The sequence below is a fragment of the Desulfofundulus thermocisternus DSM 10259 genome (assembly GCF_000686645.1).
GTDB lineage: Bacteria > Bacillota > Desulfotomaculia > Desulfotomaculales > Desulfovirgulaceae > Desulfofundulus > Desulfofundulus australicus.
This window is the reverse complement of sequence record NZ_JMLG01000012.1, coordinates 23,075-36,818: the sequence shown is the minus strand read 5'-3', so window position 1 is coordinate 36,818 and position 13,744 is coordinate 23,075. Positions and strand designations below refer to the sequence as shown.

General features: G+C 56.9%; 13 protein-coding genes and 1 other annotated feature. Of the genes, 12 read left to right on the top strand and 1 reads right to left on the bottom strand.

Going from position 1 to position 13,744, the window contains the following annotated elements; genetic code table 11:
* Nucleotides 1-8 precede the first annotated feature (8 nt).
* Nucleotides 9-1,199, bottom strand: a complete 1,191-nt coding sequence (locus tag BR83_RS0109810; RefSeq protein WP_027356938.1) for a YkvI family membrane protein — start codon at nt 1,197-1,199, stop codon at nt 9-11.
* A gap of 131 nt (nt 1,200-1,330) precedes the next feature.
* Here BR83_RS0109810 and ytxC point away from each other — a divergent pair, with 131 nt between their 5' ends.
* The 12 genes from ytxC (at nt 1,331) to pheT (ending at nt 13,577) form a co-directional block, all read left to right on the top strand.
* On the top strand, nt 1,331-2,209 hold the full coding sequence (ytxC, locus tag BR83_RS0109805) for a putative sporulation protein YtxC (protein ID WP_034635079.1): 879 nt from the start codon (nt 1,331-1,333) through the stop codon (nt 2,207-2,209).
* Between the two features lie 83 nt (nt 2,210-2,292).
* The gene (locus tag BR83_RS0109800; RefSeq protein WP_027356936.1) at nt 2,293-2,901 is read left to right on the top strand and encodes a DUF445 domain-containing protein; all 609 of its coding nucleotides are present in this window, start codon (nt 2,293-2,295) and stop codon (nt 2,899-2,901) included.
* A gap of 82 nt (nt 2,902-2,983) precedes the next feature.
* Nucleotides 2,984-3,225: a binding site (T-box leader), on the top strand.
* A gap of 75 nt (nt 3,226-3,300) precedes the next feature.
* Nucleotides 3,301-5,211: a threonine--tRNA ligase gene (gene thrS / locus BR83_RS0109795; RefSeq protein WP_027356935.1), complete on the top strand. Its 1,911-nt coding sequence runs from the start codon at nt 3,301-3,303 to the stop codon at nt 5,209-5,211.
* Nucleotides 5,212-5,510: 299 nt separating this feature from the next.
* Entirely contained in the window at nt 5,511-6,077 is a 567-nt protein-coding gene (gene infC / locus BR83_RS15600; protein WP_242839661.1) for a translation initiation factor IF-3, read from the top strand.
* 16 nt (nt 6,078-6,093) lie between these two features.
* The gene (gene rpmI, locus BR83_RS0109780) at nt 6,094-6,288 is read left to right on the top strand and encodes a 50S ribosomal protein L35 (RefSeq protein WP_027356934.1); all 195 of its coding nucleotides are present in this window, start codon (nt 6,094-6,096) and stop codon (nt 6,286-6,288) included.
* A gap of 29 nt (nt 6,289-6,317) precedes the next feature.
* Nucleotides 6,318-6,677, top strand: a complete 360-nt coding sequence (gene rplT / locus BR83_RS0109775) for a 50S ribosomal protein L20 (RefSeq protein WP_027356933.1) — start codon at nt 6,318-6,320, stop codon at nt 6,675-6,677.
* 154 nt (nt 6,678-6,831) lie between these two features.
* Nucleotides 6,832-8,193, top strand: a complete 1,362-nt coding sequence (locus BR83_RS0109770) for a TrkH family potassium uptake protein (RefSeq protein ID WP_051618102.1) — start codon at nt 6,832-6,834, stop codon at nt 8,191-8,193.
* Between the two features lie 17 nt (nt 8,194-8,210).
* The gene (locus BR83_RS0109765; protein WP_027356931.1) at nt 8,211-8,861 is read left to right on the top strand and encodes a potassium channel family protein; all 651 of its coding nucleotides are present in this window, start codon (nt 8,211-8,213) and stop codon (nt 8,859-8,861) included.
* Entirely contained in the window at nt 8,858-9,673 is an 816-nt protein-coding gene (locus BR83_RS0109760; RefSeq protein WP_034635076.1) for a TrmH family RNA methyltransferase, read from the top strand. Before BR83_RS0109765 ends, BR83_RS0109760 begins: the two co-directional genes overlap by 4 nt.
* Nucleotides 9,674-9,801: 128 nt before the next feature.
* On the top strand, nt 9,802-9,894 hold the full coding sequence (locus BR83_RS16975; protein ID WP_072868310.1) for a YqzL family protein: 93 nt from the start codon (nt 9,802-9,804) through the stop codon (nt 9,892-9,894).
* A 232-nt stretch (nt 9,895-10,126) separates the two neighbouring features.
* On the top strand, nt 10,127-11,128 hold the full coding sequence (pheS, locus tag BR83_RS0109755; protein WP_375167415.1) for a phenylalanine--tRNA ligase subunit alpha: 1,002 nt from the start codon (nt 10,127-10,129) through the stop codon (nt 11,126-11,128).
* Between the two features lie 22 nt (nt 11,129-11,150).
* A complete protein-coding gene (pheT, locus tag BR83_RS0109750; protein WP_027356928.1) occupies nt 11,151-13,577 on the top strand; it encodes a phenylalanine--tRNA ligase subunit beta in 2,427 nt (808 codons plus the stop codon).
* Nucleotides 13,578-13,744 lie beyond the last annotated feature (167 nt).

Sequence of the window (13,744 nt, the reverse complement as noted above, 5' to 3'; positions counted from 1 at the left end):
CCCCGGCATCAGGTGGGGCCTTTTTTACCGGTATCTTTACCGTTTTGCTCTTCCCCGGCCAGTTCCTCAGCCACCTCGAAGGCCATGGCCGGGGTGGGTTGGCGGGCCAGTACGGCCTCTCTAGCCTCCATTGCTGGCTTTACCTTTCTATCCTTAATAAAACCGTATACCAGGGAACCCAGGAGTAAAAACCCCGCGAAGCCCACCGCCGGGAATAGCGTGCCCACCAGGTTGGAAAAACCGAATTGAGCCAGGATAAAAGCAACCGCCCCTGCTGCCGGGGTAATCCAGCGGTACCGCGCCCTGGCCGGCCCGGCCAGCCTGGTGGCAAAGCCGTAAAGGCTGCTTACCGCCGTGGTGTAAATCTCGGCCAGAAGAATCAGGGTGTACACGGTGCGGGCCAGGGGTGAAATGGTGCCGGCCACGTAGATCATTGGTATTTCAAAGTTTGCCGCCCGGCCGATATGCGTTAAAATAGAAAGGTTGATGGCGGCGGCCCCCACTCCCAGGCCAATTCCTCCCAGAATGGCGCCTATTTTCAATCTCCGGGCATCGGACATGCTGCCCACGGGAGCAAGTATGGCCACTGAAAGCACCAGGTTATAGGAGGCATATAAAAGGGCAGTTAAAGGCCAGAAGGGTACCGGTGCCTTCCCCGGATTGGCGTAAACCCGGAGCGTGGAAAGGAGGGCACCCGGGTCCGTGGCGATGGTGTAAATAGCCACCCCAAAAACTGCGGCCAGAAGAAGCGGCACTACGAAACTGATGGAAGTAACCACTCCGGCAATCCCGGTAAGTACCGTTACAAGGGAAATAACGATCATTGCAAGGCTTCCCCAAAGAAAGGGCAACCCCAATTGTTCCGTAAAAATTGCCCCGGCTCCCGCGCCCATGGTCACCAGGCCGCCAAACAGGAAAAGGGTGATTACCCAATCTACGGCCGTACCTATCCATTTCCCGCCGGCATAACGCACAAGGGGCAGGTGGGAATCCGCGTGAAGCCTCCTCCCCAGGTCCAAAATCAGGTAACCAAAAAAAGCCAAAAGAATGGTTGTCAATACCAGTCCCAGTATTCCGGGCAGGCCAAAGTAACCGAAAAACTGCAGTACTTCCTGGCCGGAAGCAAAACCTGCCCCCACCACTGTTCCTATGTAAGTTGCGGCGATTGTAAAAACGGAAAGCTGCTTTTTCCTGGTCATATCCTTATTTTTAAATAAATGGCCGGGGTTTAAACGCTTAAAGATACTTTCCCCACAACATTACGGGAAAGGCTGGTTGTATACCGGTTTTCAGCCGCACATATACTAGAACGGGAAGGAAGGTGACCTTGATGACCGGAGTCTCCATCGGGACGGCCCGGCAGATAGATTTCTTGAAGTTTCGCCTGGGACGCGAAATGAAATATCTGGAAAAAGAGGGGCTCAAGGTCAGCTTGCAGGAGAGCTCGGCCGGCAGGTTTAATTTTGTCTCCTGCCAGGTTATGCCCGGTGGAGGGCAGAGGGAGGACATTCAGGATGTCTTTCACCGTCGTATTGCCCGGACGCTTTCGGAGATAATTCTGGGTCAATGGCAGCAGTGGTTGCTTAAAGATATAATCCGGGAGAACTATTATTATTTTAATGAAGAGGAACGGCAGAATATATACAGGTATGCCCTGAGCCATCTGGGCTACGGCAGGGACGAGCAAAACCCGGTCTACAAGCACTTTTTTAAGAAGAAAATAATGGATAAAATACTGGAATTTTTACGGCAGAACAACCAGATTATTGTGGAAGGTTTTATCCGGTTCCGCTTGAAGGATTATGTGGAAGAGCTGGCCCGGGCTGTGGAGAAGGCAGTGGACGATTTCCTGATGGAAAGGGAATACCAGGAATTCATCCAGCTGCTGAAATACTTTGTGGAAATTCAGGAGTCCCGGGTGGAGCTGGTGCATGTGGTCAAACTGCCCGGTGGAACATATACCCTGCTGGACGAGCAGGAGCAGGTTCTCAAGGTGGATTATCTGGAAAATTTATTTGTGGATCTTACCGACGGTGAAATTACCTATGAGGATATGCTGATCAGCACCCTTATTACCCTGGCACCCAGGAAAATTATTATTCATGATGCGGGTTCCGGACCGAAGAGTACCGTTATGGAAACAATCAACCTTGTCTTCTGGGGCCGGGTGCGGGAATGCCGTGGTTGCGCTTTATGTCAAAAGAAATAGTTTGTTGCCTGTTTTTTTTTGTTCTGGTATATTTGTTCTTGTACTTCTTTTTTTGGGCACAGCACCTGAACGGGGTGAGGGATTTGCACTGGACACAGGCCGTGCTGTTGCCGGTGGGAGGGGCGCTGATCGGGTGGGTGACCAACTGGCTGGCGGTACGCCTTCTTTTTCGCCCCTACAAACCTGTACGTGTGCTGGGTTGGACCATACAGGGTCTGGTTCCTAAAAGGCGCGGTGAACTGGCCAGGGTTATCGGCAGGGTAATCGAGGAGCAGTTGCTGCCCAAAAAACTTATCCTGAACTACCTGCAATCCCAGAAGTTAAGCGAAGAACTCATTTCTTCGGCAGGTACGGCAGTTCGTGTCCGGGTGATGGACAGGCTGCCCGGTTTTTTACCCCTGTCCCTGCGGCGTATTATTTCCGACGCCCTGGCCGAACAAATTATGAGGGAATTGCCCCCCCTGGTCGGGGAACTGGTGGAGCGTTTCGGGGAAAAGCTGGAAAAGGATCTGTCGCTGGCAGAGGTCGTGGAGGAGCATATGAATAATTTTTCCCTGGAACAGCTGGAGGAAGTGGTTGTTTCTGTCTCTTCCCGGGAACTGAAGCATATTGAGATCCTGGGCGGGGTGCTGGGGTTCCTTATCGGTCTTTTGCAGGTGGGTATATCCCTCCTGCCCGGTTATGCCTGGTAAAAAATGATGCTTCCAGCGGGGCCGTGTTGACACGGCCGCAAAACCCAAATATAATAACGGGGAGATTATTCCTTCAAATATGGAACCGGTGATGAAGGGGAAGAGTAGGTCCACCGGGTGCCGTCTCCAGAGAGGGGGTGCCGGGGCTGGAAGCACCCCCGGTGGCAGGGACCGAAAACCACCCCGGAGCTGCTCGCTGAACGCCGCAGGTGCGGTTATTAAGCGGAGCCGGCGGGCGCCGTTACGGCCCATTGAGCGGGCTGGCCGGTTTATTTTGCCGGTTGGCCAAGCAGGGTGGAACCGCGGAATCTCTTCGTCCCTGAAAAGGGGCGATTTTTATTTTCCGGCAACTCGAACAGCGGGAATTAGGAATTAATGCTTGCGGAAAGGGGATCTGTTATGGTCAGGGTAACTTTAAAGGATGGTTCCGTGCGGGAATACGAAGCCGGTACCCCTTTGATGCGCGTGGCACAGGACATCAGCCCCCGGCTGGGCAGGGAGGCCCTGGTGGCGGCAGTGAACGGGCGGCTGGTGGACTTGAGCCATGCTTTATATGAAGATGCCACCGTTGAATTCTATACCTTTGATGACGAGCCCGGGCGTGATGCTTTCCGCCACAGTGCCGCCCATGTCCTGGCCCAGGCGGTGAAGCGCCTGTTTCCGGAAGCCAGGCTGGCCATCGGCCCGGCCATTGCCGGAGGGTTTTATTATGACTTTGATGTGGATAAACCCTTTACCCCGGAAGATCTGGAAAAAATTGAGCAGGAGATGCAGGCCATTGTAAAGGAAGACCTGCCCATCCGGAGGTTTGAAGTATCCCGGGAAGAGGCGCTGGAGCGTTTTTCCGCCGCCGGGGAAAAGTACAAGGTGGAGCTGATCAACGACCTTCCGGAAGAGGCGGTGATTTCCTGCTACCAGCAGGGGGAATTTGTGGACCTGTGCGCCGGCCCTCATATTCCTTCCACCGGCCGGCTGAAAGCCCTCAAGCTGACTTCTGTGGCCGGGGCTTACTGGCGGGGCGATGAGAGAAACAAGATGCTCCAGCGCATTTACGGTACCGCTTTTCCTAAAAAGTCCCAGCTGGAAGAGTACCTCTTCCGGCTTGAAGAAGCCAAACGCCGGGACCACCGGAAGCTGGGTGCAGAACTGGACCTGTTCAGCATTCAGGAGGAGGGGCCGGGCTTTCCCTTTTTCCACCCGAAGGGCATGGTCCTGCGCAACCAGCTGGAGCAGTTCTGGCGGGAGGAGCACTACAAGCGGGGTTATCAGGAGATCCGTACGCCGATAATTTTAAACCGCTCCCTGTGGGAAAGATCGGGGCACTGGGAGCATTACCGGGAAAATATGTACTTCACCCGCATTGACGGTACGGAATACGCCATCAAGCCCATGAACTGCCCGGGCGGCATCCTGGTGTACAAGAGCCGCCTGCACAGCTACCGGGAGCTGCCCATCCGCCTGGCGGAGCTGGGCCTGGTGCACCGCCATGAGCTTTCCGGGGTGCTTCACGGGCTTATGCGGGTGCGCTGCTTTACCCAGGATGATGCCCACATTTTTATGCTGCCCTCTCAGATCCGGGAGGAAATCATCGGGGTTATCGACCTGGTGGATTATTTCTACAGCATCTTTGGCTTCAACTACAAGGTAGAACTTTCCACCCGCCCCGAAAAGTCTATGGGTTCGGACGAGATCTGGGAGATGGCCACCACCGCCCTGGAGGAGGCCCTCAAGGCCAGGGGAATGGATTATAAGGTAAATGAAGGGGACGGGGCCTTTTACGGGCCGAAAATTGACTTCCACCTGGAGGACTGCCTGGGGCGTACCTGGCAGTGCGGCACCATTCAGCTGGATTTTCTCATGCCCGAGAAATTCGACCTCACCTATGTGGGGGAAGACGGCCAGAAGCACCGCCCCGTGATGATCCACCGGGTAATTTTCGGCAGCATTGAACGGTTCATTGGCATCCTGACCGAACACTTTGCCGGGGCCTTCCCCACCTGGCTGGCTCCGGTGCAGGTCAGGGTTCTGCCCATCGCCGACCGCCATGCCGACTACGCCCGGCAGGTGGTGGAACGGCTGGAAAGGGAGAATATCAGGGTGGAGCTGGACGCCCGCAACGAAAAGGTGAATTACAAGATCCGTGAGGCCCAGGCACAGAAAATACCCTACATGCTGGTAGTGGGTGATAAGGAGGCCCGGGAAGGCACGGTGGCGGTTCGCCACCGCGCCCGGGGCGACCAGGGGGCCCGGCCCGTGGAGGAATTTGTGGCCGGCATTCTGGAGGAAATCCGCACCAGGGCCATTGGTTAAACTACCTGTTTGGCCCGCGAAGCTCACCGGAGCGAGGTAGTTGGAAAGTATAGCTTACCCGGGTTTTTCCCGCCCCTTGACGGGGGAGTTTTAACCATGATATAATTGCGGGGATAAAATTACCTGTTAAGAAGAAGCCATCCGCTTCTCACCCCATGACGCCACTGTACGGGCTGTCTCGGGGTTTTTATGATATGATTTTTTGATTTTTATCATTGCTGTTTTAAAGCGGGTGGGATGCGCCCGTTTTTGTTTTTATCAAGTCCAGGAGGTGCATAAATATTACCAAAAATTTCCGGGTGAATGAGGAGATTCGGGCCAGGGAAGTAAGAGTGGTTGACCCGTCGGGTAACCAGCTGGGGATTATGCCTTTAAGAGAAGCCCTGCGGCTGGCCGAGGAACACCAGCTGGATCTGGTGGAAATTGCCCCCCAGGCCAGGCCTCCGGTGTGCCGGCTTATGGACTACGGCAAGTATAAGTACGAGCAAAGCAAGCGGGAAAAAGAGGCCAGAAAAAAACAGCGCGTTATTAACATCAAGGAAGTTAAACTGCGGCCGAGTATTGAAGAACACGATTTTCAGGTCAAGGTCAGGAATGCCGCCCGGTTTTTAAAAGAGGGCGATAAAGTTAAGGCCACCATAATGTTCCGCGGGCGGGAAATTATGCATACCCAGCTCGGCCACCAGCTTTTATTACGCCTGGCCGAGCAGGTCAAGGACTTATCCATAATTGAAAGGCAACCCAAGCTGGAAGGGAAGAATATGGTTATGATCCTGGCCCCGCGGCAGGATATAAAACCGGAAAGCAAGCAGGAAAGCAAGCAGGAAACCAGGCAGGAAATACAGCAGGAAGCTTATCAGGAATAGAAAGGAGTGGCATCCCTTGCCTAAAATCAAAACCCACCGTGGTGCTGCAAAACGGTTTAAGAAAACCGGCACCGGAAAAGTAAAACGCATGCATGCTTTTCACAGCCACTTGCTGGGCAAGAAGGCGGCCCGGCGCAAGCGCCGGCTGGCTCAGGCTGCCCTGGTTAGCAATGCTGATATGAAAAGGCTCAAGAAACTGCTTCCCTATTAGAGGCAACATTATTCGAGGAGGAGACGATTATGCCACGCGTTAAAAGCAGTGTGGTTTCCCGTAGAAGGCACAAAAAAATACTCAAGCTGGCCAGAGGTTACCGGGGAGCGAAAAGCAAGCTCTACCGGATAGCCAGGCAGCAGGTTATGAAATCCCTGGCCTATGCCTACCGCGATCGCCGGGCCAGAAAGAGGGATTTCCGCAAGTTGTGGATTGCCCGTATAAATGCAGCCGCCCGGATGAACGGCATTACCTACAGCCGCCTGATGAACGGCCTGCGCAAGGCGGGGGTGGAAATCAACCGCAAAATGCTGGCCGATCTGGCCGTCAACGATGCCCGGGCCTTTGGGCAGCTGGTTGAAGTGGCCAAATCAAAGATTGGCTCCTGACTCAATGATCCAGCGGTAAATTTAATTTCCGTGGTATAAACTAAGCATGGTGGCAACCATGCTTTTAATTTTTTATAGACTTTTTACCGGCATCTCTCTATAATATCTCTTATGGATGCACCGGTTTGGAGAAACCATACGGGAAGGTCAATTTATGAAGCTAAATTTTAAAGTACGGCTGGATAACCTTAAGGGCTTTCCCTTAAATCTCACCCCCCCTCAGGTGCTGGTGCTGGGGTTCGCGCTGGTCATCCTGGCCGGCGCTCTGTTGCTTATGCTGCCCGTATCCAGCCGCTCGGGGGAAGCTACGGATTTTCTCACCGCCCTGTTCACGGCCACTTCGGCGGTCTGCGTGACCGGTCTGGTGGTGGTGGATACGGGTACCTACTGGTCTACCTTCGGGCAGGCGGTAATCCTGGGCCTTATACAAATTGGCGGGCTGGGCTTCATGAGTATGGCCACCTTCTTCTTTATCCTCATGGGCAGGCGTATCGGTCTCAAGGAGCGCCTGATCATCCAGGAATCTTTGAATCAGCTGCGGGTGGCCGGTGTGGTCCGGCTGGTGCGGGCTGTTCTCCTGTTTACTTTTCTTACCGAAGGTTTTTTTGCCCTGGTACTTTCCCTGCGTTTTTATTTTGATTACGGTTTTCCCCGCTGCTTATGGATGGGTCTTTTTCATGCCGTTTCCGCCTTTAATAACGCCGGTTTTGATATTATTGGTGGTTTTAGAAGCCTTGCCGGCTATGTAAGCGACCCGGTGGTTACCATTTCCATAACCACCCTCATTATCCTGGGGGGACTGGGGTTTGCCACGGTTATAGAGCTCTTCAACTACCCGCGCACCCGGCGCCTTTCCCTGCATACCAGGCTTGTGCTCCGGGTAACGGCTGCGCTCATTATCGGCGGCACCCTGGTTTTCGGCCTGCTGGAGTGGGGGCATATTCTGCGTGATTTACCTTTGTCCGGGAAAATCCTGGCCTCCTATTTTCAGGCGGTCACCCCCCGCACAGCGGGCTTTAACTCTGTGGATATCGGACATTTAAATGCAGCAACCCAGTTTTTCATAATCATTTTGATGTTTATCGGGGCTTCTCCCGGTTCCACCGGCGGGGGGATTAAAACCACCACCTTTGCCCTTCTAGGGATCACCCTGTGGTCTTTAGGTCGGGGGAAGGAGGATGTGGAGTTATTCCGACGCCGTATCCCGCCGTGGCAGGTCTACAAGGCCCTGTCGGTGGCCCTGTGGTCTATATTCCTGGTGATTACGGTTACCCTGGTGTTATGCATAACGGAAGGCGGTAATTTCCTGGCCGTTTTGTTTGAAACCGTTTCGGCTTTTGGAACTGTCGGCCTGAGCATGGGGATAACCCCGGACCTGTCTTCCGCGGGACGGGTGGCCATTATTCTGACCATGTTTGCCGGACGCCTGGGCCCCCTGACCCTGGCCTATGCCTTCGCCCAGCGCCGGCGCAGGACAGGTATCCGTTATCCTGAAGAAAAAATCATGGTGGGGTAGGGGTGGTCGGATAAAAGATGAAACAGTTTGCTGTTATCGGTCTGGGGCGTTTTGGCTCCAGCGTGGCCAGGACTCTGGCACGTATGGGTTACGATGTCCTGGCGGTGGATACCAATGAGGAGCGGGTTAACGCCATTACCGACGAGGTTACCTATGCCGTCTGCGTGGATGCCATGGATGAACAGGCCTTGAAATCCCTGGGCCTGCGCAATTTCGATGTGGTCATTGTGGCCATCGGCCAGGATGTGCAGTCCAGCATTCTGGTCACCGTGATGCTCAAGGAAATGGGTGTTCCCCGGGTGGTGTCCAAGGCGGTTACCGAACTTCACGGCAAGGTGTTGCAGAGGGTGGGGGCCGACATGGTGGTGTTCCCCGAACGGGATATGGGGGTGCGGCTGGCCCACGCCCTGGTCTCCAGAAATATTGTGGACCAGATCAATCTTTCTCCCGATTACAGCATTATTGAACTGATCGCTCCCCGTGAGTTTGTGGGCAAAACCCTGCAGGAATCGGCCATGCGCAGGGAATACGGTGTTACGGTGCTGGCCATCCGCCGGGGTGAGGATATTGTCATTTCCCCCGGTGCCAAACAGGTCATCAATGAAGGCGATATCCTGGTGGTCGTGGGGCGCAACGATAAACTGAGAAGCCTCGAGGATAAATTATGATCTCAAGCAAAAACAACCCGAAAATAAAATACCTGCGCCGATTGGCCCGCCGCCGGCAGCGGGAAAAAGAAGGCCATTTTCTCCTGGAAGGGGTGCGCCTGATAGAAGAGGCGCTTCGGTCCGGCTGGCCGGTTAAAATGCTTGTCTACACCCCGCCCCCGGGTGAGCGGGCCGGTGCCCTCCTTGAGCTGGCCGGGGAGCGGGGGGTGCAGCTTATGCCCGTGGACGAGGGGCTTTTCCGTGAGCTGGCCGATACCCAAACGCCCCAGGGAGTGCTGGCGGTGGTGCAAAGCCCCGGCTACACCCCGGAGGGGCTGCTTGCAGGCGGCGCTTCCCTCTTGCTGCTGGTGGATGGTGTACAGGATCCGGGCAACCTGGGTACCATGATCCGCAGTGCCAGTGCCGCCGGCGCGGGCGGGGTTCTCCTGCTTCCCGGAACGGTGGACCTGTACAACCCGAAGACCATCCGGGCCACCATGGGCTCTTTATTTCACCTGCCCGTGCTGGGTGTACGGGAAGGGGAAGAGCTGGTTGCCCGCTTGAAGGCTGCGGGCTTCCTGCTGGTGGCCGGTGTTCCCGCCGGGGGGCTTCCCCTGCCTGCCGTGGATATGACCGGCCCCACCGTCCTGGCCGTGGGCAATGAGGCCCGGGGGATTTCCCCCTGGTTGCTGCAGCGTGCCGACATCCTGGCCACCATTCCCATGCCCGGCCGGGCCGAGTCCCTGAACGTGGCCATGGCAGCTTCCATTATGCTGTACGAGGTTGTGCGTCAGCGGATGGCCTGCAGTGGGGGCGGGGGCAGTTTGGAGTAGAAAATTGTCGCCGGCAACCTGCCCGCGGGGGAGCTTAATTTTTCTGGAAACTTCCTTGTTTTAAAAAAAAGCTTGTGATATAATCAACTGCAAAGGGCCCCCAGAAAAAATGGAAAGGTCGTGGTTAAATGTTTTTAACCGCCGAGTTTTTTTGGAGACTGTTTGAAGCGACCGGTTCCATTCGCGCCTACATCCTGTACCGGAGGCTGGCTGTGCATTGAGGGATTTTGCAAGGATGCCTGAGAGTAGATAAAATATTTCACGGTCACCCCTTTCACACCAGGTTACGTTATGGGACGCATGGCGGTTTTAAATTCCCCGTTATGCACGTAAAGTTGAGGGTGTTACCGCAGGTGAGGAGAAATTCCGTCCCGAAAAAAGGGGCGGTTTTTATGTTTTGGGGGTAAGGAAGAAAGAAAAGGAGGACCAGTCTTGGAAGAGCAGTTACATAAAATGGCAGCCGAAGCAAAAGAAGCGCTGGCCCGGGCGGACAGCCCGGAAGCCCTGGAGGAGATCCGCATCCGTTACCTGGGTAAAAAGGGCGAGCTTACCAGGGTACTGCGGGGGATGAGCGCCCTGCCGCCCGGCGAGAGGCCCAGAATTGGCCAGCTGGCCAACAGCATCCGGGAGGAACTGGAAAAACAGCTGGCCGAACGCACGGCAGAGGTGGGGGCCAGGGTCAAAAAGATGCGCCTGGCAGCCGAGAGTATCGATATAACCCTGCCCGGGACGCCCTTTTTAACGGGGAAAAAGCACCCCCTGACCACCGTCCAGGAGGAGATTGAAGAGATTTTCCTGGGGCTGGGGTTTTCCATTGCCGAGGGTCCCGAGGTGGAGCTGGACTACTACAATTTTGAGGCGCTGAACCTGCCCAAGGATCACCCGGCCCGGGACATGCAGGACTCTTTTTTCATCGGGCCCGAGGTGCTCCTGCGCACCCACACTTCCCCGGTTCAGGTGCGCACCATGGAGCGTACTGCGCCCGCGGTGCCGGTGAAAATTATTGCCCCGGGGAAGGTCTACCGGCGGGATGACGATGCCACCCACTCGCCCATGTTCCACCAGGTAGAAGGACTGGCCGTGGACCGCCGGATAACTTTTGGCGATCTGAAGGGAGTGCTGGATGTCTTTGCCCGCGAGATGTTTGGCGGGAACACCAGGACCCGTTTTCGCCCCAGTTACTTCCCCTTTACCGAGCCCAGTGCGGAGGTGGACATTTCCTGTGTTATGTGCGGCGGTAAGGGGTGCCGGGTATGCTCCCACACCGGCTGGCTGGAAATCCTGGGCTGCGGCATGGTCCACCCCCGGGTTCTGGAAATGTCCGGCTATAACTCGGCGGAGGTCAGCGGTTTTGCCTTTGGCATGGGTATAGAGCGTATTGCCATGCTCAAGTACGGCATAGATGACCTGCGCCTGTTCTTCGACAACGATTTGCGTTTCCTGGCCCAGTTTTAGTGGAAAGGAGAAGGAATAAGCATTGCGGGTTTCATTTAAATGGCTGCAGGAATACGTGGATATACCTGTTAGCCCGGCGGAACTGGCCGACCGCCTGACCATGGCCGGCCTGGCGGTGGAAGGCCTGGAGGAGCCGGGGAAAGAAATCAGCAACGTGGTTACCGGACGCATTGTGAAAATAGAGCCCCACCCCAATGCCGACAGGCTGGTGGTCTGTCTCGTTTCCACCGGGGAACCGGAGCCGAGGCAGATCGTAACCGGCGCCACCAACGTCCGGGAGGGGCACGTGGTTCCCGTGGCCCTGGAAGGGGCGCGGCTGGCCGGCGGGCTGGTAATTAAAAAGGCCCGCCTGCGGGGGGTGGAATCCCGGGGGATGCTCTGTTCCGGACAGGAACTGGGTCTTGACCCCAAAACCCTGCCTGCCGACCAGGCAAACGGCATCATGATCCTCCCCGAAGACACCCCCCTGGGGGTGGACGTGCGCCCGGTTATCGGCCTGGATGACGTTATTTTCGACCTGGACCTTACCCCCAACCGGGGCGACTGCCTGTCCATGATCGGGGTAGCCCGGGAAGTGGCCGCCCTGCTGGGGCAGCCCCTGCGTCTTCCCCGCATGGAAGTCCGGGAAATACCGGGAAGTTCCCTGGAGGGACGGGTCCGGGTGGACATTCTGGAACCCGGCCTGTGCCGGCGTTACGTGGCCCGGCTCTTCACCGGGGTAAAAGTCGGGCCTTCGCCCCTGTGGATGCAGGAACGCCTGCGGGCCGCCGGTCTGCGTCCCATCAGCAATATCGTGGATATAACCAACTATGTCATGCTGGAGCTGGGCCAGCCCCTGCATGCCTTTGACTACGACAGGTTAAAGGACGGCCATATTATTGTGCGCCGGGCCCACCCGGGGGAAACAATAGTCACCCTGGACGGTTCCCGGCGAAAGCTGGAACCTGAAATGCTGGTTATTGCTGACCCCGGTGGGGCGGTGGCTGTGGCCGGGGTCATGGGAGGCCTGGAAACCGAGGTAACGGAAAACACCACCACGGTGCTGCTGGAGTCGGCCCATTTCCACCCCACCAGCATCCGCCGTACTTCCCGGGTTCTGGGTTTGCGTTCCGAGTCCTCAACCCGCTTTGAAAAGGGCATTGACCTGGAAGGATGCCTGGCTGCCGCCAACCGGGCCGCTTCCCTGCTGGTGGAGATCGGTGCCGGGGAAGTGGTAGCCGGTGCGGTGGATAATTATCCTTCCCCGGCGGCAAAGAAGACCATCATCCTGCGCCCCGAGCGGGTGGAGTACATACTGGGGGCGGAGATCCCCCGGGAGGAAACGGCCGATCTTTTAACCCGGCTCGGTTTTAAGGTGCAGGATGCCGGCCGGGACCTGCTGGTAAATGTGCCCAGTTACCGGGTGGACATCAACCTGGAAATTGACTTGATTGAAGAAGTGGCCAGGATCTATGGTTATGATCGCATACCGGCCAGCCTGCCCTACGGGGTTACCACCCGGGGTGCGCGTACCGGGGAGCAGGCGCTGGTCAAGCGCTTGAAGGAAGTGCTGGTGGAGTGCGGTTTAACCGAGGTGATCACCTATAGCTTTGTGAGCCCCGCTGTATTCGACCGGTTCAAGGTACCTGCGGACAGCCCCCTGCGCCGGGCGCTGTCATTGCAGAACCCCCTTTCCGTGGAACAATCGATTATGCGCACCATGCTCCTGCCCGGCCTTTTAGATGTGCTGGCGCGCAATTTCCACCGGCGGGTGACCAGCGGGGCCATCTTTGAGGTGGGCCGGGTTTTCCTCCCCCGGGAGGGAGAGGCCCTTCCCGAAGAACGCCCGGTACTGGCCGCGGCGGCCATGGGTCAGGGAGCTGCGGGTTGGAACAGGCCGCCCCTGCCTCTGGATTTCTACTACCTGAAGGGAGTTCTGGAAACGCTGGCGGCCAGGCTGGGACTGCCCGGCCTGCACCTGGAAAGGGAAAGGGAAAACCCCGCTTTCCACCCCGGCCGTACCGCCCGGGTCGTGGTGGATGGGAAAACAGTGGGGGTGCTGGGAGAGCTGCACCCCGATGTGCTGGAGGAATATGAGCTGGATGCCCGGGTGTGCGCCTTTGAGCTGGATCTGGCCGCCTTGCTCGCCCTGGCCGGTGGGCCACCCCGCTACCAGCCCCTGCCCCGGTTCCCCGGCGTGAGAAGGGATCTGGCCCTGGTGGTAAGCCGGGAAGTTCCGGCGGCCGACGTGCTGCGGGTGATCCGCCGGGCCGGCGGTAACCTGCTGCGGTCGGTGGAACTGTTTGACGTCTACGAGGGTGAACAGGTGAAGGAAGGCTGCCGCAGCCTGGCATTTTCCCTGCTGTTCCAGGCCGGCGACCGCACCCTGACCGATGCGGAGGTGACCGCTCAAACCGAGGCCATATCTGCCGCCCTGGACAGGGAGCTGGGAGCTGAGCTGAGAAAGTAGACGCCCATGACGCTTTGCGTTACTGCCGTTTTGCACGGAAGCGAGCGACATTGAGCCGAGCAGATGCCAAACTTAGCAAGACCGAGAGCGGAGGCGGGGCCGAGGGCATGGATGCCCGAGGCCGGCCCCTGAGGCATGGATGCCGAATGGGCCGGGAACCCCGCCGG